The following is a 20,425-nucleotide window of genomic DNA, read 5'->3' as shown; positions in this document are numbered from 1 at the left end:
ATCATCGTAAATATTGTACAGAAATAAGCGTATTTCTACCGAGGGGAGAGCAAAATAATATGAATATAGCCGTCAAGTTGATGCAAAAATTCAAAGACCTCGATAACCAGAAAAAGCTGAAAGTTTACCAGGGCAAAGCGGAGCTTATCAGGAAACGGAATTTGGAAGCATGGGACGATGGGCAGTTTCAAGCGGAATCCCTCCGGCTGCAAGAAGAAGCAAAATCAGGTACGCCTTTGGACGAGCTGCTTGTCGATGCCTATGCACTAGTTTGTGAGGCAGCGAAGAGAACGCTCGGATTACAGCCTTACGATGTCCAGATCATGGCTGCCATAGCTCTACATGAGAGATTTCTGATCGAGCAGCATACCGGTGAAGGAAAAACACTCTCTGCTGTTATGCCTGCATATCTAAATGCACTGACCGGCAAAGGCGTTCATGTACTGACTTTTAACGATTATTTGGCCAAGCGGGATGCGGAGTGGATGGGCCCGATCTATCGTTTCCTCGGGTTAACGGTATACTCGGTTCAAGCGGGCATGAAATTGCCTGAGAAACGGGAAGCGTACGCCGCGGATATAACTTACGTTACGGCTAAAGAGGCCGGATTCGATTATTTGCGCGACACAATCGCACTAAGCGAAGCCGATACCGTGCATCGTCCCTTCCACTACGTTATCGTGGACGAAGCGGATTCGCTGCTGCTCGACGAGGCGCGGGTGCCGCTGGTCATCAGCGGCGATTCGGCCTCTTCCAGAAGCGACAGCTTTCGTTTCGCAGAAGTGGCTCGGCAGCTCAAGCAAGCAGAGCATTACGACTTTGACGAGTTCCAGCGGAACGTTTACTTAAATGAAGCAGGCGCTGCAAAAGCGGAATCACTGCTGGGATGCGGCAATTTGTACGATAGCCATAACGGTCACTTGCTAACGTCATTAAATTGCGCGCTGCATGTGGAATCGTTATTAAAAAAAGACGTCGATTACATCGTCCGGGACGGCAAAATCGAGCTGATCGAAGAATATACCGGCCGCGTGGCGGAGAACCGGTATTTGCCGGACGGGCTGCAAGCCGCTCTTACGGCCAAAGAAGGGCTGTACTCCATAGCCGGCGGGAAAATTCTCGGGACGATCACCATTCAACACTTCATCAGCCTGTATCCGCAGATTTGTGGGATGACGGCTACCGCGCATGCTTCCGCCATGGACTTCGAAGATATTTATGCGCTGCAGGTCGTGCAAATCCCGCCGAACCAGCCAAACATCCGGATCGACCACCGGCACCGGATTTATACCCATAAAGAAGCCAAGCTTAAGGCACTCGTACAAGAAATCTCATCCATCCATAGGACGGGACGTCCAATTCTCATTGGTACGTCAAGCGTCGAAGAGTCTGCCATGCTGGCAGAGGCGCTAGCGGCTGCCGGCGTACCTTGCCATGTTCTGAATGCGAAAAACGACGCGGAAGAAGCCGACATCATCGCCAAAGCGGGAGAACCCGGCGCAGTGACGGTGTCTACAAATATGGCGGGACGCGGCGTCGACATCCGGCTCGGCGGCGGCGGCGCACAAGCAGAGGTAGTCGCCAAGCTTGGCGGGTTGTACGTGATTGGCACCCATGTGAACGAAAGCGTGCGGATCGACGACCAGTTACGCGGGCGTTCCGGCCGCCAAGGCGACCCGGGAGCTTCCGTTTTTTATGTAAGCTTAGAGGACGAGTTGCTGCTTCGCTTCGGCATCCATAAAGCGGTTCGCGCTTCCAGGCAGGATGAGGCTCTTGAAGCACCGGGGCTCAGCAGCAAGATCACCAGTATTCAGCGTATTGTTATGGGCCAAAACTTCGATATCCACAAGGAACTGAACTGTTATTCGGATATGGTGGAGGATCAGAGGCGAATTCTATACGCGGAGCGGCTCCGAATTTTGAAAGGCGAGCAGCCGTTGAGCCCAGCGGAGCAGAGGGTACGGCTTTTTTATCTCGACGAGTTCTGGGCTGACCATCTTGCATACGTTTCTTACCTTCGCGAAGGGATTCACCTGGAAAGCCTTGCCAGCCGCAATCCGATCGACGAATTTCATGCGCAAATCACCGAAGCCTACGAGCAAATTCCTTCTAAAATAAATAGCGCGGCGGAAAATATGCTTGAAAGGCTCGGAGGTTCAAATGACCCGGCTGAGTGGGAAAAGTTCGGTCTGAAGAGCCCTGCTTCCACCCGGACTTATATTATCAACGATCAATACCTACAGAATAAGCGAACCTCATGGACCGGAACGACTGTATTTGCTTATTGGATTCGCATGATTATGAGGCCGATGTTCAGACTGTCAAAATATTGATGCAGCGTAGCTTCAAGAATAATCGCGTTGCCGCCCATTTACTGCACGAAATAACGGCTGATCCGCTAAGAGCGAACGCTCGATACATTCTACACTGAAAATGTTTTCTGAAGCGAAGCGTAGACTCTCCCCTTCATAGATATGAATCGCAGCAACCGGCATTGTCTCAGCAGTTATTCATTCATTGCAGACTCGCAGCGGTGAACAGCAGCACCCTTCCGTCCGTGTTTAGAATCTGGGTGCCATTCTCAAGCTCCGCCAGGGGCTGGTCCCAATGGACATGCCCGCAAAATAATAAGAGTTCGGGCCCGGCTTCCAGTTGTTCACGGATACCTGAATGCCCCGGAAGCCGGGCTTCGGGAACCTCGGGGCCTTGGTGCAGCAGAAGCACATCCGGGCCACGATGCAGCAGATTCCGCAGCGCTTCCAGATATTCACCTTCAGGCTTCCGGTTCGGTTTATCCCCTCTTCCGGTCACACCTCCAAGACCTGCTATATGTAGCCCCTTTTGCCGGATAATATCAGGTTCAGAGAACAGATGAATTCCGGTATGAGACGCAAGCTCGGCTTGCCCTTCCCGGGACAGCAAATCATGATTGCCGTTAACGCCCAGCACCGTGCCGAACTTGTTGCGGAATGCCTTCCATACCGGAAGCGGGTCACCGCTTGAACCTCTTTTGGCGGGATCACCGTATAAATCACCGCATAAACAGACTAGCACCTTCTCGGGATCTACGGCCGGCATGTGGATTTGGAGCAAAACCTCCAGCGATTCAGGAAGTACCTCACCCAGCAGTGAGTCGCCATATTCACCGGTTGTGCTATGAATGGCCATACCTTGAAGATCCGATGCCACTATCAGCGCATCCACATCCTGAGGGAGTCCCAGAATTTCTCCCCAATATACAGGAAGCCATTCATATGAGATCCCTTGGCCGCCCGCCGCAGCACTGACATAAGGAATTTGCTCAAGCGGCTCTTCGGCAATACTTACGATCTTAAGCGCTGCTCTGCCTGTTTTTCCTGCCTTTCTCTTGCTCACGCTTTACCTTCACTCCTCGCCTCTTGCCAAGCCTCCAGTATAGGAATTGGCGCTTTGCGGCTAAATTGACCGCTACCTTCTTTAGTCCACAGCGGAGGATAATAGCCAAAGACCTGACCAGGTTGAAGCTTCAGGGCCGCCTCTTCCCATCCTTCCCAACGGAATGTCTCATAGAACAGATCAAGATCCCCTTCCGCCAGCCAGCCGATGAACCCGGAATAGGCCAATTGGGTCGACTCCCATTCCAGCGTATCCGGGGCAAAGTAATATACATGCCCGCTCTGCCCGAACCGTCCCACATCAAGTCCAAAAAAACCGCCTGCAGCATCATAAGCCACAATCAGCAGGCCGGGCAATGCAGGAATATCTTGTGAGGCTGCAAGACCATTCCAGGAAGTAAGACTCCCATAGATGCCTTCGCCGCCAGCGCCAAGAAGTGTAATCCAACCATGCTCAAAAACGATCCCTCCGGTCTCGTAAGCAATCGCTCCCAGATAAGACTTGGTGCTTACCTGTAAGCGAACGAGCGTCTGTGCTGCTGTTTCCGGTTCCGCTGCTGTCAGCCGATAGGTGCGAGTACCTTGACTCAGCAGCTCTCTGACTTCTTCCCAAGCATGATTCTCCAAATCCACCAATTCTGCTACAGATAATGAGTGCATATTCTTCCGCCTCTCTCATTTATAATGTATCTCGTGATTGCGCCAATAATGCGGCTATATGTACTTCTACCAATATATACCCAAATCAAACACGTCAATAATCCCTAATGAATTTGTCCCCGATATGAGCCTACGAGGCCGATACAGCTTTACTTACATATTGAATCACATCATAAAGCGTCCGGTTGTGCCCTTTCCCGTTGATCTCCTCATCCAGTTCGAGCCGTGTGATGAAGCTATGGTCTGATTGTTGAAAATAAATACCTGCTACGGGGAATGGAGTTACACCCTCAGTGCCGTCCCCTGTTATGTACTCACCGATGATCGCAATGTCAGTGTATCCATCCAGATTCACATCCTTGAAAGATACTCCCTTGATCGCCTTCAGCGTTCCTCTGCTGTTTCCATTAAATACAGGAAACGAATACAAAATATGCTCTTCACTATCCAACAGGAAAAAATATGCCTGATCCATACCATTTGTGTTCCTTACGGTGGATACAAACTTCACTTTCCCCCAGCCTTTTAGATTGGTAGTAAAGGATTGGTCTTTGTCTACGGTGTATTGATTGATGTCTATTTTTTGCGGTTCTGCCCCATCAACATTAAATGATTTCAGTGCTTGCCGTACCTCAACACCTTTTCCAGAAAATTGTACGGTTACACTTGCATCTTTATCACTTGTAATTACAAATCCATTTGTATGCTCTGAGATCTCTATATTCATTCCTATATACTGCTGGTTTTCAACAATAAGTGTGTTATCTACAATACTCAGGTCCCAAAAATCATTAGAGCTAATTGTTTTAGTGAAACTATGTTTCTTCTCAGTCCATTTCTGATTGTCCAGCTCCCACGACGATACAAATACGGGCGTAGGTGAATACAAAGAAAGGTAACCTCCTAATAAAAGCTCTATCTTATCGTTATAAGTACGAATCACAAAATCTCTAACTATCTCTGAATCTTCATTCACAACTAATTGGGCATGTACATGCTGCTCATCATTCCACCACTGAATAACTGTATATTTATCCTCGAGCTTACCCTTTAGACCTAGAGGCGCCTGGAAATTAACAACTTTGATATTAAATTTTCCGCCTTCATGTACTACCGCTTTAGTCGATGCAAAAACTACTTCATCAAACTTGTTACTAAGTTCACTATCCTTTATTTTAATACTGTCCTGCATGTTTAATAGAGCAACTAACCCCGAAATAAACTGATCCAGATTACTTTGTCTTATCTCATTCTTTAAATCTTGATTTTTACTGTTACTTAGTTTAATTTTCAATTGTTCCAATTCACGTTGATAGGAACCGCTTGAGTCCGACTCGTTAATACGGGGCAAACCTATATCCGGTTTTGATTGGAAGTTAGTACATCCGTTCAACGTAATACACAACAGTAACAGTAGAAAAACATGTAATGTTCTCATTTAATCTATAGCCCCATTTTCACATAAATGTTCATTTGTCAGATCGAAAAAGCCGGCCCCTTTACGGGAGCCAGCCCTTATTTTTACTCAGGGTATCTTGTGATAATATAATCGCCTACAGCTTTTATATGTTCCAAAGTAAACATACGTCCCCAGTGAATAGATGAATTATAGTTCCCTTCCGCAAGGGTAATATTTGTGTCATCTATGCTGAGAATAATCACTGAATGGGTATCATTATTAATCCTCACAATATCTCCAACTTGAATATTGTTAAAATCCGTATGCTTGCGAGCGGGTAAGTTACCAAATGCCGCATCACTTAATATAAAAGCAAACCCCACACAGCCATAACCTCTACTATAAATGCCACCATTCCACGCGTAAACATTACCGTTTGTCCATGCCATTCCCTCAGGATATTGTTCCTTTAGGGCAATCATTTTTTCATAAGCAGCCTCTTCTGTAGGTACAGGTGTTGTTGTGTTAATTGAAGTATTTATTGAAGTATCTATTGATGTGTCTTCTATTAAATTGTCTTCTTTTGAAGTGTCAACAGGCTCAATAATAACCGTCCGTGAATCTGATCTATAACTTACGGCTCTGCCTAATGACTCTGCGATAACACGAACGGGCACTAATGTACGCCCATTTATCGATACTGGCGGGGAATCAATAGTCACTTTTCTATCATTTTTATAAATATATTCATTTCCTATTGAGAGCTTAACCACATCACCGTTTTTAGATAAGGCTGTAATCGATAGTGTAGCATCATCCCATTTAACAGTAGCATTTAATGCTTCAAAAATAACTCGCATCGGTATCATAACACGATTATTTATTACTTGGGGCGGAACATCAAATTGCAAATTCGTACCATCGAGCCTCACAGTAACTTCGTTACTTGCAGCATTTACACTTGTCACACTTACAAAACACATGAATATCATTAAAAGAATTGATAATTTAATTGTAATTGTCTTAAATATGTTGGTATTCCCCTTTATATATATTCTATGTAAACCGCAAAAGACAGAAAGAAATCCGTTCATCAAATATGGACGGGGGGATTCATATATAGAGTTTAATTCTTCGCAGCAACTTTATAATACGAATCCAGACCTTTTTTAATTCCTTGAACAATCTTGTCCTGATATTCATCCTCACTTAACTTCATGTCTTCTTTACGATTCGTCATGAATCCCATTTCGATAAGCACAACCGGTACGGTTGACCAGTTGAACCCGGTAAGATCACTCCTAGGAATTAATCCGCGCGATGCCGCCTGCGTTTCTTTCAGCACCGCTTTAGACAGAACCTTGGTGATCTCCAAACTTTGCGATGCAATCTTCTTCGTAGATGGGATCTCAGTAGAAGGATAGAGAAAGGACATGCCTTGAATCTCGCGATTAACGCTCCCATCTGCGTGTAGTCTAAGGGTCATATCGGCACCTGCCTGATTACATCTAATGGCACGCTCGCTGTTTGATATATCCACATTATTAGTGCGGCGAATCATTACCACCTTGTAATCCTTCTGAAGGGCTTGCTCCAATTTCAACGCCACTTCCAGTGTAAGTTTGTATTCGGTTTTACCAGTAGCTATGCCCTGCGTACCGCTTGACACCTTTGGTTTAACCGTTTTGCTTCCTGGCGCTACGGGCTCTTTAGAGTTATTACCTTTACTCTGGTGTCCCGCATCTATGCAGATAACCGTCTTTCCCATTGTACTGGCTAATGATGTTACATCTGCTGTTTTCGCCTCTACTGTATTTGGAAGGCTGCCTGACGTTAATAAAATCATAATAGCTAAGAGGATTGCATTCAATTTCGCGCGCATTTTTAACTCCTATCAGTTAGGCCAAGGATCACCACTATATAATTTGTTGACTCCGTAATGGAACATCCGCAACAGGTGGGACTTAGTACCTCCTTTCCTTATTCTCCCATTTTAATCTAAACTTAGTGGTATTATTATTTAATAGTTATACCGTAATACATAATTCGACATCATACAAAATATCCCTTCATATTCTGCACAAATGTAAATTTTCAATGAAGTCAAAACTACTTATGAACAAGAAAAATGGTTTCTAATCTGACGTTTGATAAATCCTTGATCATGCGTATATCCATAAATAAACTGTGCTTCAATTCAAAAAAATGAGAATTATTCTCTCCCCGAATCCGACTCTATCACCGGGAACACTAAAGTAGGTTTCTTTCAAATATTCACTTTCAGGGATTAGCAGCCGAAGAATATATTATGTTTAATACATAATATTAACTGTTTTGAGAGATTTGGAGGATAATAATCGTGAAGTCCCATGTTACACTGATTGCATCTTTAGTACTTATTAGCACCCTAATGACTTCCTGTTCAATGAGCAAGTCCGAACATGAAACAGGTGCGAATGGCAACAACTCCAAGGCAGCCGTGGAAACCGCGCAAGCTTCAAGCTCAGCGCCTGCCCCCACTGAGGCCATCGACGAGAAAGCCGCCAAGTTAGAACTCGAGGCCCAGGAATTGGCCAAATACAATGCCTATGTAGACCTGAACAACGCAATGACAGGACGGCTCCAGGATGTGCTGAATGATTATTTTGAAGAGTTCGGTTATGAGGCCAAGCCGGTGATTGACAAGTATTTCAGCGCCACAATGCTCTCTCTAAGCGAATCCGGTGAGAAGGCCATGCAGACTGCGTTCGCCGCCGCTACCGACAAGCCAAGCTTCGGGAAACTGGACGCCCAGGTCAGCCTGCTGGAGCCAATCCTGACAGAACTGCTTGCCGCACTGGCTGAAGCGCATGAGTATTACGAGATCAAAGGCTATGTCGATGATCAGTTTGCCGGAAGCAAGACGATGCATACCCGAATTGTCAAGGCAGAGGCTGCCTATGAAGAAGCTTCGAGCGAGTTTTTCTCGCTGCTTGGCGAGATGGAGGATGAACGCACAAGAAACAGTCTTCAAGAATACAAGGATAACGGTCAGGATCTGAATTACACCGTGATGCTCTTTTTACTGGATGCGGAAGGCCTGGCAACGGAGATGGATGACCAGGGAATTCTGGCGGACAACATTCTGAAGCTGGATATGGCGAAATTCAAAGCGAAATACGCTGTTCTGACGGAAGATCTCAAGCTGCTGATGGAATATGCGGCAGACGAGACAAGAGTCGTATCGGAAGGATTCTCTAGCCACTCGCTCGAAAGATATGTTGATGCAGCCAAGAAAGTCAAAGTTTCAGGTGCTGAAATTATCGAACGTGTCAACAAGAAGCAGCGTGTAGAAGATTTTTATTTGAAAAGCTCTTTCTTCCGCGAAAATCAGTCAGGCACACCCGAGAAATTCAGCAAGTCTTTAAGTGAATTAATCGCAGAATACAACCAATTGCAGTAAGCTACTCTATGCAGGGGCTGACCCAAAGCCATGAAATGGCTACTTGGATCAGCCCTTATGTTAGTAGGATCAACGTTAGGCTTGATGAAGAAGACACTCCGTGAACGGACAGTTGTTCCATTTGCTGTGCTTTCGCGCTCTCTGTTTCATTCACCCTATAATCCCCCTATCTATTTGGTGTTATAATGATCTCCAAGTAATTTATCCCTTGAGTTCGAGTACGGAGGCATACAGAATGAATATTGAATTTTGGATTACAGCTTCGATCAGCGATTTGGTGTTTTATCCCGATGAGTGGGATGATAACTATGTGACACACCCGAATTTCCAGGCGATCTTGAATGAACTTGGTATAACCGTTCCTGTGGAGGAGATTCATGAACACTACTTCAGCAATCCTGTACATACTGGCGATATGCTGGTATTCCGCAATCAGGAACAACCCTCGGAATGCATTGTCCTGAATACCTATCGAGACCCGTTGGACCAACTTGATATGATACAGTTTGGCTGGAGCACCGTGAACAGAGGGGAGACTATACGGCAGTTGTCCAGGCACTTCTATGATGAATGCGAATATGCCGTTCGCTACGAGGAAGGTCAGAGTGTACTCTACCATATACTGAGAAAAGGCCCATATTCGCGAACTTTCCACTACAATACCGTCTTTGAACAGCAACTCAAATCCTACGACCTGTGACACTGGCTACCAGTGTTATTTAGCCATAATCAGCCAGAAGACACTCCACGCCGATATTCCGCACGGCAGAGCCGTTCGGCTCTGCGTCACAGCGCTGGTTACACGAGTTGATTGAGACTGATGTGACTTCACTCGCCACCAAAACTCACAAGGCCCCCTCCCTTCATTAGCTACGTTATCCTACAAGCATCAACCCGATAATTATTTATTAAGCTACAGCTTCTGGAAGCAAGGAGACTTACTTCGGGACCACTTAAACTTACACCTTCCTACACAGGGAATATTTACAAAAGCAAGCAGATCAGTTATATTGTACTGGTACATTAAGTACACTGTTCGCGGAAAGGAGGACTTTTTTGGAAATTATTATTAGCAGTAATAGGAATAAGCCCATTTATGAACAGATAACCTCGCAAATAAAAACAATGATTATGAGTGGAGAACTGCAAGCGGGAGACCCTATTCCCTCCATGCGGTCGTTAGCAAAATCTATTCAAGTCAGTGTCATTACTGTCCAAAAGGCGTATGAAGATTTGCTGCGGGATGGATTCATTGAAACAACTGTTGGACGTGGAAGTTTCGTATCTGCCTCCAATAAAGATGTCTTTCAAGAAGAGCAACAGAAGAAAATTGAAGAGCACTTAACTATTGCAGCTGAAATTGCCCGAACGAGCGGAATTAAATTGGAAAAGATGGTAGAAATGCTGACTGTCTTTTATGCGGAGGATAAAAAATGAATCATAGTCTAGAAATAGCAGGACTAACTAAAACCTATTCTAATTCTGATTTTCATTTAGATAATGTTTCGTTCTCTATTCCTTGTGGAACAATTATGGGATTTGTTGGTGAAAATGGAGCTGGAAAAACAACGACCATTAAATCCATATTGAACACAGTTAAAAAAGATAGTGGAACTATTAAAATTCTGGGTCAGGTTATGACAGACAAAGACATAGGAATTCGTGAAGACATAGGAGTTGTCTTTGATGCTGCGAGTTTTTCAGGTGTTGTGACACCCAATAAACTTGCAAAGGTTATGGGCGGAATTTACAAACAATGGAATCAGGGTTTCTTTTTAAATATCACGAGTAAGTTTGACCTTCCTATGGATAGAAAGATCAAGGAATTTTCACGAGGAATGACAATGAAGCTTGCTATTGCAGTCGCATTATCACATCATCCCAAGTTACTTATTTTAGATGAGGCAACTTCCGGTTTAGACCCCATTACCAGAGAAGAAATTTTGGAGGTTTTTCTGGAGTTCGTGGAGGATGAAAGCCATTCAATCCTTATGTCTTCCCATATCACAAGTGACTTGGAAAAAATCGCTGATTTTATAACCTTTATTCATCAAGGAAAAATTATCCTTACTGCGAAGAAAGATGATTTGATTTATGGATACGGAGTGGCCCGCTGCAAAATAGATCAGTTCAATCGTATTGATAAAGCCGATAGACTTGCGTACAGAGTAAAGAATTTTCAAACAGACGTTCTTGTAAAAGATAAAAAAGAGTTCGAGCGAAAATATGACGGTATTATTGTTGATAATGTATCTATTGATGAAATTATGCTGCTCCTGGTAAAGGGGGAGGAATAACGTGCAAGGGTTACTGTTGAACAATTTTTATTCCATGCAGAACAACATAAAGACATCCTTTGGAATAGCTTTATGTTTGTTGTTTGTTTCTTTTGTGGCAGGCGATACGTCTGTACTTAATGCGGTCATTGCTGCACAGATTATGGTTTTCCCTGTGAATGTAGGTTCTTCTCTGCAGATCGATGAAGCATCTAAATGGAGTAGGATAGAAATTACCTTGCCAATAAAAAGGAAAACTATTATCAATGCCAAATACATTTCATTTATCATGTTGATATTAATGGGTACTGCAATCAGCTTGTTTACTCCGGTTCTTTTCTATTTAAGAGATTTAGATACTACTAGTTATTTGAATTTGTCATCTGGGTATACTATGGGCCTGTCACTCTCTATTTCAACAATTTCCATTTTATATCCGGTTATTTTAAGATTCGGAGTTGAGAAAAGTGAGATGATGATTTTTGTGTCGTCAGGCTTGTCAGTGGTTATCCGAATTGTGGTGTGGGTTCTTCTAAGAATGGTATGGGATAATGTAAATTTTAATGGCAGCGAGGTAGGAATTGCCTCTTTAATTGTTGCGGTTGTAATGTTTGTGGCATCTTATCTCCTATCGGTACAGATACATAGGAATAAGGAATTTTAATTCTTTCGATAAGCTTGTTTGCTGGAATTTATATAAGTTTTTTAACCATTATATTTATCGGTATAACGAGCTCGCGTAGTACGCGGGCTCGTTGTGATGGAAATAAAACCGCACTTCAACTAAAATCGCGGAAATACGGTCTTATGCTGCTTTAGTACCGATAATACTCCGGCAACAGATTCCGGCCTTCTTTCACACTTTTGTTCACTATATCGATTAACTCTTCCGTCGTTCCGTAGATTTCCTCTGTAGGAATACCCTCACCAAAGTTTTCTTTGTATAGGGTATTCAGATCTCGAAACTCTTTCGTAGCCAAACTCATTAAGGCGTTGGTCCAGCCATAATACTTGGGTAACAGATTATAACCCTCAGTAATGCTTTCTCGTACCTTGTATCGGTATCCTCCAAGAGTTTCAGTTTTGGGAATGTCTATCTCATGCATGTAACCGTAATGTTTATTATATTCTTCTAGAATCTCCTTGTATTCTTTCGAATCCAGCATATCCCACACCAATTGATCTTCCGATGTCTGTATCAATTCATTCACTTTACGAAAATAAAAATCTATCTGTTTGTCCTTCGCTCTTAATGATTCCTCCAGTTCCTTACGTTCAGCCGCTTCCCCAGATAAACGAACTTCCTGCCTGGAGTGGCTATACCATAACCAACCGCTGCTTGTAATTAATACAATGAACACAATTATTCCACAATACTTCCATTTCCTCTTGGTCATGAGCTCCCTCCAGTAACTCTTCAAATCTCTTATAGAAGAATAAAAATAAAACCACACTTCCAGCAAAAATCACGGAAATATGGTCATGCGCTGCTTTAATATCGATAATACTCTGGCAGCAGATCCCTGCCTTCTTTCACACTTCTATTCACTATATCGATTAACTCTTCCATCGTTCCGGAGATCACCGCTGTAGGAATAACATCACCAAAATGTTCATTGTATAGGGTGTTCAAATCTCGAAACTCTTTCGTATCTATATTCATCACTGCTCTAGACCAACCATAATACTTGGGTAACAAATCATATCCATAATCAATACTTTCCTTAACTTTATAGCGCAGCCCTTCTATTGTCTCTGTCTCAGGGATATTCAATTCATCTAGAACGCCATAATACTCACTATACTCTTCCAAAATATTCTTGTATTCCTCTGATTCCAACATATCCCATACCAATTGGTCGTCTATGCTCATGTCTTTTCCTTTTGTAAGATCATCTCTTAATTTTTTCTGATTCAACTCGTGTATCAATTCATTCACTTCATGAAAATAAAAATCGATCTGTTTATCTTTCGCTCTTAACGATTCCTCCAGTTCCTTACGTTCAGCCGCTTCTCCAGATAAACGAACTTCCTGCCTGGAGTGGCTATACCATAACCAACCGCTAGTTGTTATTAAGACGATGAACACAATTATTCCACAATACTTCCATTTCCTCTTGGTCATGCACGCCCTCCAGCAACTCTTTCAATCTCTTATAGAATAAAATAAAACCGTATTTCCAGCTAAAGTTACGGAAATACGGTCTTACCTGCTTTTTAGAGTCCATAATACTCCGGCAGTAAATTCCGGCCTTCTTTTACACTTTTATTCACTATATCGATTAACTCTTCCATCGTTCCGTATATCTGCTCGGTAGGTATACCCTCTCCAAAATGTTCATCATATAGGGTGTTCAGATCTCGAAACTCTTTCGTATCCAAACTCATCAAGACGTTGGTCCAGCCATAATACTTGGGTAACAGATTATAACCCTCAGCAATGCTTTCTCGTACCTTGTATCGGTATCCTCCAAGAGTTTCAGTTTTGGGTATGCCGTCCTCGTCCATGTAGCCGTACTGTTTATTATATTCTTCTAGAATCTCCTTGTATTCTTCCGTATCCAGCATATCCCACACCAATTGATCTTTCGACGTATGTATCAATTCATTCACTTTACGAAAATAAAAATCTATCTGTTTATCCTTCGCTCTTAATGATTCCTCCAGTTCCTTACGTTCAGCCGCTTCCCCAGATAAACGAACTTCCTGCCTGGAGTGGCTATACCATAACCAACCGCTGGTTGTTATTAAGACGATGAACACAATTATTCCACAATACTTCCATTTTCTCTTAGTCATGAGCTCCCTCCAGTAACTCTCCGAATCTCTTGTAGAATAATAATAAGACCGTATCTCCAGCTAAAGTTACGGAAATACGGTCTCATCCTACTTTAGTACCGATAATACTCTGGCAGCAAATCCCTGCCTTCTTTCACACTTCTATTCACTATATCGATTAACTCTTCCATAGTTCCGAAGATCATCTCGGTAGGAATACCATCATCAAAATGTTCATTGTAAAGGGTGTTTAAATCTCGAAACTCTTTCGTATCTATATTATTCACAGCTTCAGTCCAGCCATAATACTTGGGTAACAAATTATAGCCATAATCACTACTTTCCTTAACCTTATAGTGCAGACCTTCTATTGTCTCTGTCTTAGGGATCTTATGTTCACTTAGAACACCATAATGTTCACTATATTCTTCCAAAATATTCTTATATTCCTCTGATTCCAACATATCCCATACCAATCGCCCGTCTATGCTCATTTCTTCTCCTCCTTTTGTAAGATCATCTCTTAATTTATCCTGATTCAATTCGTGTATCAATTCATTCACTTCATGAAAATAAAAATCCACCTGCTTTTCCTTCGCTCTTAGCGATTCCTCTAATTTCTTACGTTCTGCCGCTTCCCCAGATAAACGAACTTCCGGCCTGGAGTGGCTATACCATAACCAACCGCCAGTTGTAATTAAGACGATGAATACAATTACTCCACAAAGCTTCCATTTTCTCTTAGTCATGAGCTCCCTCCAGTAATTCTTCGAATCTCTTATAGGCAGTTGGGAAATACTTCCTAAAATTAGCGCGCCTAGTTGGATCAAATTGAGCTTCATAACAATGAGCAAGAGCTTCTATATATATTTTATCAGGATTTTCTGTCCAATATTTCACAGGATGCTGCCATTTCCCCAGGATTCTCTTGGTATTCTTATTTACCTTTACTATACTTAATCCACTATAAAGATCGGATACCGCAGAAAGGCTATTGGGCATTAATTCCTTACTTATTTTCTCGTATAATTTCTTGTAATCAATTAATGATTTCTCCTTCCCATTCCAATAATCCGGATTCATAATGTCTTCGAGTCTTATTTTTGTATTGCCTAGCTTCGATATTAGTTTAGGATCCAGCTCGCTTAAATACATTGCATTCGCACGAGATTCCATTATATTTTTAAAATCAGCTCTTAAATTCTCCCGGAAGGTCTTATCATCGGATAAATCGCCCGCAGCATGATCAATGTAATGGCCATACTCATGAAAGAAAACTACACCTGTACCTTTATCAGTAAAATCACCTCTAATATTCAGAAAAACTTTCTCCTTGGAATCACGATAATAAGAACCATCATCAACACCCGTGAGTTCTTTCATTGAGTCATCTTCCACATACTTCAAAAATACTTCCTGCGCAATAGGTGTGCCCTTCATATATCGTTTAATCACTTCTTTAAGATATGTATCATGATCTGCCATCCCGGAAAAGGTCCCCATCTTCTTAATGAACAAGGCTTCAATAAGCTCTTTTCTCGTAGGTGCGGCTCCCGAGGTTGCATCCACAGGTTCGGGTATCCTTATCTTCAGGAGATCATAATAAGCCGGGGGCTTCGGAGGAAATGCGTTAGGTAATAGTGGAGTAAACACTTTTGCAGCGTCTGCCTGTTCTTGCTCACCAAAATTGATCTTGCCCTGTTCACCCCGTTTTTGCCCTAAGGTTAAGTGGAAGCTGCCTGTACCGGTGTGGTTGTCATAATTCTCTTCATAATTAAGTACATAAGCTTTGGTAAAGTTTAATTCACGTACAATCTGTTCTCCTTTCTCATAGACAATAGACACCTTCCGGTAAAAGTCCGCTTCGGGAGCATAGGGTAAATACGCCCATTTGGTGAGTTCCAAAATACTTTTTTGAGTAGTCCGCTGTTCACTCTTAAGGGAAGGTTCTATTCTTCCGACTATTCTTAGGACATACCCCGTATCCCCGGTCCTTGCCATCGCATTCCCAATAGTATTGTGTAGATATTCGGTAGATACTAACGATTCTTCATACAATTCAATGATGTTGTCTTCCGTATCCAGCCCTTCAATTCTCATGGAAAGTCCCATCCATCCACCTCGATTCGCCAGTTTTCCAATTATATCCTCAAGACATAAGAACCATTTTTTCCTTTATTATGTATATCGGTTATAAAATATTTTTTCATTATATTCCATATAAACAATAAAATTCTTCCACAGCAATGGGAAAGCCCCCCGTTTGTGAGACTGGGATCAAAACACCTTACAAGTCAAAGAAGCCAGTCGCCGGAAGTGGCGACTGGCTATTTAGTTTCGCTTGAATCGCTTGATAAACTCTACCTCTCACTCGAAAAACCCCAAAAATCCTTCAATCGAATCCGCTAGAACACCGTTTGGATTTTCGTCATAAGTGTCAAAATAACCGTAACCGCAATCAATCCACTCAACCTTGCCTGTGTCATTATTAAGGAGGATACAAATATCGCCGATGTTGACAAACAAGGAACCGATCATCATCCGTTTGCCAAAATCATTGCCGCCGGTCCATTCACGAAACCCGTATGCAATAAAATCCGCAAGCTCTTTTTCCGAGCCGGGCATACTCAACATGACCTCGCAGTTTCCTTCACAATTGTTGAACGAAAACCAAGTATCCCAGCGAGTTCCTTGCGGTTTGATATGGACTTTCTCTCTGAGATTTAAAACACTGCTGTCCATCTCCCCAAATGAGCGAGTATACAAGCTTTTTATGCCCTCGCATAATGGAAATCCAACCTTCTGCTCGGCCTCCGTAAAGTCAATCGCCAGGCTCCCGCGTTCTTTTTTTGACAAATTAGTTAGGTTCATCATATTTCCTCCCCTGAGTAATTAATGCCTCTGCAGTACGCCCCCTCCCTTTACAAGCAAACCTTGTTCTCTTACACTTGAAGGTACTATGAAATAAAAGGAGGAAGCAGCTTGGAGCAACAATTTTTAATAATGGCACCTTTATCTGAACTGGCTTATTGGCCGGATGAAGATGCGGCAGAATATTTGGTACATCCTAACTTTCAGAACATCATGGACGCTCTGGACATTACAATCCCTTTCCATGACATCTATGAATATGCTCTGGAACAGCCTGTCCATACTGGTCATGTGCTTAAATATGTCCATAAGGATCAACCTGGAACTTACATTATCCTGGACACCTATCAAGATCCGATAGACCAGCTGGGCATGGTACAGTTCGGATGGCGTGCTACCCATAATCATAAGCTGATTCAGCAGTTGTCCCGAAAACTGTATGATGAGTGCGAACACAAAGTCTTTTACCATGAAGGCCAGTCTGTACTTTATAAGCTGACAAGACCTGAGCAATATCCCCTTACCCTCCGTTATGGAGACAGAATATTTCAACAGGAGCTTAAAATCTACCAGGTATAGACTACAGCCTCACAATCCGCCGGTAATGCAGCTGATCGAGCCAATCCATCCATTCCTGTTCGTCTTCATGATGGTCATGGTAATATACAGCCGTTGTCAAATAACTGAAAAACTCGCCCGGACCGCCGCTGTGAATAACCATACCGTCGCCTCCTTTGCCAATCGACCCACCGTCTCCAGTCCTGGTCAGCTCCTTCTGATATGGATCTCCCAGAAAGTAAAGCCCGAAAGCATTCGGCAGCTCAAGATGCATGGAATCGTTCATTCCGTCTCCCCATGGGAACAAGGTCCGGCAGCCAGCGCCATACAAATACTCCCATTCGTCTTCAGTCGGAATGTCAAATTCCCGCTTCAATGTGTAATCGGCCCAATCCTCGAAATCCTCACTTTCATTGAACAGATAGATGCGGATCTGTTCACCATCACGATCCAGACGATAGGAAGGATAGTATTCGCGGTTTCCGTTAGAATTGTTCTTGAACGTATCCAACCGCTCGAACAGCTCGGCGTGTTTCTCTGCATCCAGCTCCCGGGCAGTCACTTCTGTCCAGCCAACAGACTGGGTATTACGTTCTACCAACATCGGCTGGATGACAGCGTTTCTGACTGGAGTCATTATTCCGCGCAGCCTCTCCTCCACCTTCTCGGACGCCACCCTGATTAGCGCAAAACTTTCTTCCATAACCCTGGAGGCTGTACTGTCCGGCTCCCCGGACCATCCGTCCCAGCCCAAGGTTACCTCGTTGCCGGGAACAAATACAAATTCGACCCCTTCATAGGCGCACACTCCCGTTTCCAAACTCTGCCCATAACGTTCAAAGCGCTCCAGCCGACAGAACGAGAAGCCTTTCGGCAGCCGTTCCTGCAGCATTTGTTGTTTTTCAGGCCCGGATAACCGGCTCCACGCCGCATGATTCAATGTAACCATCTGATTGTCCCCTCTCATAATAAATGCCAATCTGCTCTCAGGAAAACCCAGTTTATATACGTCGTCCAAATTTTTTCAAGTATTCCTCCACGTCATTATAGCAGCTCTCTCGCCAATAAAGAGATGTCATTCCCTCCATTTCAAGCCGCTAATGACCCAAAAAACACAGAGCAGCAGTTCTCCGGTAACAGGAGAATCGCTGCTCTGTGTTTTATTACAGTTTGGACTTATAGGCCAGCCTATTATTTAAACGAAACAGATTCCAAAATCTTATCCGTTTCAGCCTTCGACGCATCATCTACGTATGTAAGAATAAAGTTGAATGAATAGCCTTCAATTAATGTGCTGTAATATTCTTGTGTGACTACTCCCAAGTCTCCGTTATCAATGGTACCTTTCAACATGTCCATATCTTTGCCACCGACTTTTACCGTCGTGATTTCTGCAAATTCATACGGCAGCTGGCTTGCCTTCGCCTGCTTTATATAAGCTTCCAGATAGTCCTTACCGTCCTTAATACCTTGGAGCATGCTTAACTTCTCGGCAACAGAGACAATGGAAGGTCCGACTTTACCTGAGTCTAACGAAAATTTGGAAGCCATCAACAGGTTAAGTGTTTTGGTTTTTGCCAGATCCAACTTTTTCTTCTTGTCTGCATTATCACCGGCAACAATTTCCAAGCCAGCCTCCATAGTCTCTATCATCTCATCTTTGTTCTGGAAAACCCATTCTTTTGGGAAGTTAAGGGACACACCAAAGTAATCATTCTTATATGTACCACTTTCAGTCACACCTAAGCTTACTTCTTTATCTTTCCCCCCGCATGCCGTAACCATCATCAGCATTAAAACCATTACCATTGATAATAATCCAACTTTTTTCTTCATTATACCCTCCTGATGTCTCTCTCTTTTTTAAACACCAGATAATTTTAGCATGTTGCCCCATCATTTCCCACTATATAAAACTATAGGGAAGTGCTAAAACAATGACATCCGGGTCGCGACAGAAACAGCTTCTGAGCTGGATCGAACATCCAATTTATCAAAAATAATTTTCTTATGATGATTCACTGTACACTCTTTGATTTTTAATTCTGAAGCAATCGCTTTTCCTGTCAGTCCTTGAGAAATCAGTTCAAGTACGTTTAATTGACGTTCACTTAGTTGTGCTGAAAGCTGTTCAGCGGCCTGATTTACAAGCTGGTCCTGGTAATTGATCAACATATCTGCCGGAATCAGCTTGGCAATCGCGATCAATTCACTTTTCATATCCGAATTAATCGTGGAGACATCGAGATAACCAACAATTTCTTCATTAACAATTAAAGGAATCGAAAAACAATGCCAATCTTTAAAAAAAGGGTTCTCATGATCTTCAGGCGGTAAATACACAGGACAGCCTTGGGCAATGGCCTCTGATATTGCATTTACACCACAATGATCCTCTGTAAAAAGCATTCCTAAGTGAATAGGCGACCTGCTCACTGTTCTCTCCAAGTTAGGGCTGTAATCCATCGCGAGCAGAACTCCCTCTTCATCCGTAAGAAGAAATAAAAAAGTGCCGGAAAGATGTTCTTTAATATTGAATATACAGTCCTGGAAAACTTCAATTAATAGTTGATTCGGTGCACTTTTCCGGATAAATTGCTGCGTATTCGATAGCAAGCAGCCTTCTTTTCCAAGTCTGCCAGATGTATCGATGATATTAATCATTACTATATTTCTCCTTCCGTTTATGCTCATCCAGATTGTGGATATTCCTTTTATACATATCGGAATAACTGCAGGAGAACTTAAATTTTATGAATAACTCTCTTTAAATTTTAATCTTCCGTTCCTCCTTTCCTTATCTCAAGTTTTTAAGTTCAATCTATATAGAAGTATTTTTCGCGGAGAATGCAAAAAAACCGCCAAGGTTCTGGCGGCGTAAAGTTATATGTTAACGAAATAATAAAACTGGAACAATTATGTGGGGGGGTTAGCCAATACTGCCAAATAAGACGATATCTAAAAAAGCCATGGATACATATTAGTCTATAAAAAAATACAATATAAGTCTATTACTTTTTCTGTATAAATTGTATGTTATATAAGCGGCTGCGGCGCAAAACGAAAA

The 20,425-nt window shown here is 42.9% G+C and carries 21 protein-coding genes; 7 read left to right on the top strand and 14 right to left on the bottom strand.

Features of this window, described 5'->3' with window-relative positions; translation table 11 throughout:
• The first annotated feature begins 59 nt into the window (after positions 1-59).
• The gene (locus tag NST07_RS14890) at positions 60-2,333 is read left to right on the top strand and encodes a DEAD/DEAH box helicase (protein ID WP_342481815.1); all 2,274 of its coding nucleotides are present in this window, start codon (positions 60-62) and stop codon (positions 2,331-2,333) included.
• Positions 2,334-2,514: 181 nt separating this feature from the next.
• On the opposite strand, the gene NST07_RS14885 is transcribed toward NST07_RS14890, so the two are convergent.
• The 5 genes from NST07_RS14885 to NST07_RS14865 form a co-directional block, all read right to left on the bottom strand.
• On the bottom strand, positions 2,515-3,375 hold the full coding sequence (locus tag NST07_RS14885; RefSeq protein ID WP_342481814.1) for a metallophosphoesterase family protein: 861 nt from the start codon (positions 3,373-3,375) through the stop codon (positions 2,515-2,517).
• The gene (locus NST07_RS14880) at positions 3,372-4,034 is read right to left on the bottom strand and encodes a DUF2625 family protein (protein ID WP_342481813.1); all 663 of its coding nucleotides are present in this window, start codon (positions 4,032-4,034) and stop codon (positions 3,372-3,374) included. The genes NST07_RS14885 and NST07_RS14880 overlap by 4 nt, the downstream gene beginning before the upstream one ends.
• 130 nt (positions 4,035-4,164) lie before the next feature.
• Positions 4,165-5,472: a hypothetical protein gene (locus tag NST07_RS14875; protein ID WP_342481812.1), complete on the bottom strand. Its 1,308-nt coding sequence runs from the start codon at positions 5,470-5,472 to the stop codon at positions 4,165-4,167.
• A gap of 83 nt (positions 5,473-5,555) precedes the next feature.
• Positions 5,556-6,527, bottom strand: a complete 972-nt coding sequence (locus NST07_RS14870; protein ID WP_341092721.1) for a copper amine oxidase N-terminal domain-containing protein — start codon at positions 6,525-6,527, stop codon at positions 5,556-5,558.
• A 32-nt stretch (positions 6,528-6,559) separates the two neighbouring features.
• The gene (locus NST07_RS14865) at positions 6,560-7,315 is read right to left on the bottom strand and encodes an N-acetylmuramoyl-L-alanine amidase (protein WP_341092719.1); all 756 of its coding nucleotides are present in this window, start codon (positions 7,313-7,315) and stop codon (positions 6,560-6,562) included.
• A 477-nt stretch (positions 7,316-7,792) separates the two neighbouring features.
• On the opposite strand from NST07_RS14865, the gene NST07_RS14860 reads away from it, so the two are divergent.
• The 5 genes from NST07_RS14860 (at position 7,793) to NST07_RS14840 (ending at position 11,815) form a co-directional block, all read left to right on the top strand.
• Entirely contained in the window at positions 7,793-8,875 is a 1,083-nt protein-coding gene (locus NST07_RS14860; RefSeq protein ID WP_342481811.1) for a YiiG family protein, read from the top strand.
• Positions 8,876-9,110: 235 nt separating this feature from the next.
• Complete coding sequence (locus NST07_RS14855; RefSeq protein WP_341092717.1) at positions 9,111-9,575, top strand: hypothetical protein; 465 nt, start codon at positions 9,111-9,113, stop codon at positions 9,573-9,575.
• Between the two features lie 356 nt (positions 9,576-9,931).
• Positions 9,932-10,312 (top strand): GntR family transcriptional regulator, encoded by a 381-nt coding sequence (locus NST07_RS14850; protein WP_341092715.1) that lies wholly within the window; start codon positions 9,932-9,934, stop codon positions 10,310-10,312.
• Positions 10,309-11,172 carry an ABC transporter ATP-binding protein gene (locus NST07_RS14845; protein ID WP_341092712.1) on the top strand — a complete coding sequence of 288 codons (864 nt, stop codon included), beginning with the start codon at positions 10,309-10,311 and terminating at the stop codon, positions 11,170-11,172. Before NST07_RS14850 ends, NST07_RS14845 begins: the two co-directional genes overlap by 4 nt.
• 1 nt (position 11,173) lies before the next feature.
• A complete protein-coding gene (locus NST07_RS14840) occupies positions 11,174-11,815 on the top strand; it encodes an ABC-2 transporter permease (RefSeq protein WP_341092711.1) in 642 nt (213 codons plus the stop codon).
• 151 nt (positions 11,816-11,966) lie between these two features.
• Here the strand turns inward: NST07_RS14840 and NST07_RS14835 are convergent, their stop codons facing one another.
• The 6 genes from NST07_RS14835 to NST07_RS14810 form a co-directional block, all read right to left on the bottom strand.
• Entirely contained in the window at positions 11,967-12,548 is a 582-nt protein-coding gene (locus NST07_RS14835; RefSeq protein ID WP_341092709.1) for a hypothetical protein, read from the bottom strand.
• A 95-nt stretch (positions 12,549-12,643) separates the two neighbouring features.
• Positions 12,644-13,276 carry a hypothetical protein gene (locus tag NST07_RS14830; protein ID WP_341092708.1) on the bottom strand — a complete coding sequence of 211 codons (633 nt, stop codon included), beginning with the start codon at positions 13,274-13,276 and terminating at the stop codon, positions 12,644-12,646.
• Between the two features lie 92 nt (positions 13,277-13,368).
• Positions 13,369-13,950 (bottom strand): hypothetical protein, encoded by a 582-nt coding sequence (locus NST07_RS14825; RefSeq protein ID WP_341092706.1) that lies wholly within the window; start codon positions 13,948-13,950, stop codon positions 13,369-13,371.
• 92 nt (positions 13,951-14,042) lie between these two features.
• Positions 14,043-14,678, bottom strand: coding sequence for a hypothetical protein (locus tag NST07_RS14820; RefSeq protein WP_341092705.1), 636 nt, complete (start codon positions 14,676-14,678; stop codon positions 14,043-14,045).
• Complete coding sequence (locus tag NST07_RS14815) at positions 14,671-16,029, bottom strand: hypothetical protein (RefSeq protein ID WP_341092704.1); 1,359 nt, start codon at positions 16,027-16,029, stop codon at positions 14,671-14,673. The genes NST07_RS14820 and NST07_RS14815 overlap by 8 nt, the downstream gene beginning before the upstream one ends.
• A gap of 267 nt (positions 16,030-16,296) precedes the next feature.
• The gene (locus NST07_RS14810; protein WP_342481810.1) at positions 16,297-16,803 is read right to left on the bottom strand and encodes a hypothetical protein; all 507 of its coding nucleotides are present in this window, start codon (positions 16,801-16,803) and stop codon (positions 16,297-16,299) included.
• A 129-nt stretch (positions 16,804-16,932) separates the two neighbouring features.
• On the opposite strand from NST07_RS14810, the gene NST07_RS14805 reads away from it, so the two are divergent.
• Positions 16,933-17,379 (top strand): hypothetical protein, encoded by a 447-nt coding sequence (locus tag NST07_RS14805; RefSeq protein ID WP_342481809.1) that lies wholly within the window; start codon positions 16,933-16,935, stop codon positions 17,377-17,379.
• Between the two features lies 1 nt (position 17,380).
• Here NST07_RS14805 and NST07_RS14800 read toward each other — a convergent pair whose 3' ends face one another.
• The 3 genes from NST07_RS14800 to NST07_RS14790 all read right to left on the bottom strand — a co-directional run bounded on the left by NST07_RS14800 (position 17,381) and on the right by NST07_RS14790 (position 20,022).
• Positions 17,381-18,307, bottom strand: coding sequence for a hypothetical protein (locus NST07_RS14800; protein WP_341092699.1), 927 nt, complete (start codon positions 18,305-18,307; stop codon positions 17,381-17,383).
• Between the two features lie 242 nt (positions 18,308-18,549).
• Complete coding sequence (locus NST07_RS14795) at positions 18,550-19,194, bottom strand: hypothetical protein (protein WP_341092697.1); 645 nt, start codon at positions 19,192-19,194, stop codon at positions 18,550-18,552.
• A 93-nt stretch (positions 19,195-19,287) separates the two neighbouring features.
• Entirely contained in the window at positions 19,288-20,022 is a 735-nt protein-coding gene (locus NST07_RS14790; RefSeq protein WP_342481808.1) for a LuxR C-terminal-related transcriptional regulator, read from the bottom strand.
• Between the last annotated feature and the right edge of the window lie 403 nt (positions 20,023-20,425).

This window comes from Paenibacillus sp. FSL L8-0340, from assembly GCF_038593145.1.
Taxonomy (GTDB): domain Bacteria; phylum Bacillota; class Bacilli; order Paenibacillales; family Paenibacillaceae; genus Paenibacillus_AQ.
The sequence above is the reverse complement of the archived record's forward strand: the minus strand, read 5'-3'. Positions and strand labels throughout refer to the sequence as shown.

Coding starts and splice junctions, on each gene's coding strand:
- NST07_RS14890 (WP_342481815.1), top strand. CDS start 60: ATGAATATAGCCGTCAAGTTGATGCAAAAATTCAAAGACCTCGATAAC.
- NST07_RS14880 (WP_342481813.1), bottom strand. CDS start 4,034: ATGCACTCATTATCTGTAGCAGAATTGGTGGATTTGGAGAATCATGCT.
- NST07_RS14875 (WP_342481812.1), bottom strand. CDS start 5,472: ATGAGAACATTACATGTTTTTCTACTGTTACTGTTGTGTATTACGTTG.
- NST07_RS14870 (WP_341092721.1), bottom strand. CDS start 6,527: ATGAACGGATTTCTTTCTGTCTTTTGCGGTTTACATAGAATATATATA.
- NST07_RS14865 (WP_341092719.1), bottom strand. CDS start 7,315: ATGCGCGCGAAATTGAATGCAATCCTCTTAGCTATTATGATTTTATTA.
- NST07_RS14855 (WP_341092717.1), top strand. CDS start 9,111: ATGAATATTGAATTTTGGATTACAGCTTCGATCAGCGATTTGGTGTTT.
- NST07_RS14845 (WP_341092712.1), top strand. CDS start 10,309: ATGAATCATAGTCTAGAAATAGCAGGACTAACTAAAACCTATTCTAAT.
- NST07_RS14835 (WP_341092709.1), bottom strand. CDS start 12,548: ATGACCAAGAGGAAATGGAAGTATTGTGGAATAATTGTGTTCATTGTA.
- NST07_RS14830 (WP_341092708.1), bottom strand. CDS start 13,276: ATGACCAAGAGGAAATGGAAGTATTGTGGAATAATTGTGTTCATCGTC.
- NST07_RS14825 (WP_341092706.1), bottom strand. CDS start 13,950: ATGACTAAGAGAAAATGGAAGTATTGTGGAATAATTGTGTTCATCGTC.
- NST07_RS14820 (WP_341092705.1), bottom strand. CDS start 14,678: ATGACTAAGAGAAAATGGAAGCTTTGTGGAGTAATTGTATTCATCGTC.
- NST07_RS14815 (WP_341092704.1), bottom strand. CDS start 16,029: ATGAGAATTGAAGGGCTGGATACGGAAGACAACATCATTGAATTGTAT.
- NST07_RS14810 (WP_342481810.1), bottom strand. CDS start 16,803: ATGATGAACCTAACTAATTTGTCAAAAAAAGAACGCGGGAGCCTGGCG.
- NST07_RS14805 (WP_342481809.1), top strand. CDS start 16,933: ATGGCACCTTTATCTGAACTGGCTTATTGGCCGGATGAAGATGCGGCA.
- NST07_RS14800 (WP_341092699.1), bottom strand. CDS start 18,307: ATGGTTACATTGAATCATGCGGCGTGGAGCCGGTTATCCGGGCCTGAA.
- NST07_RS14795 (WP_341092697.1), bottom strand. CDS start 19,194: ATGAAGAAAAAAGTTGGATTATTATCAATGGTAATGGTTTTAATGCTG.
- NST07_RS14790 (WP_342481808.1), bottom strand. CDS start 20,022: ATGATTAATATCATCGATACATCTGGCAGACTTGGAAAAGAAGGCTGC.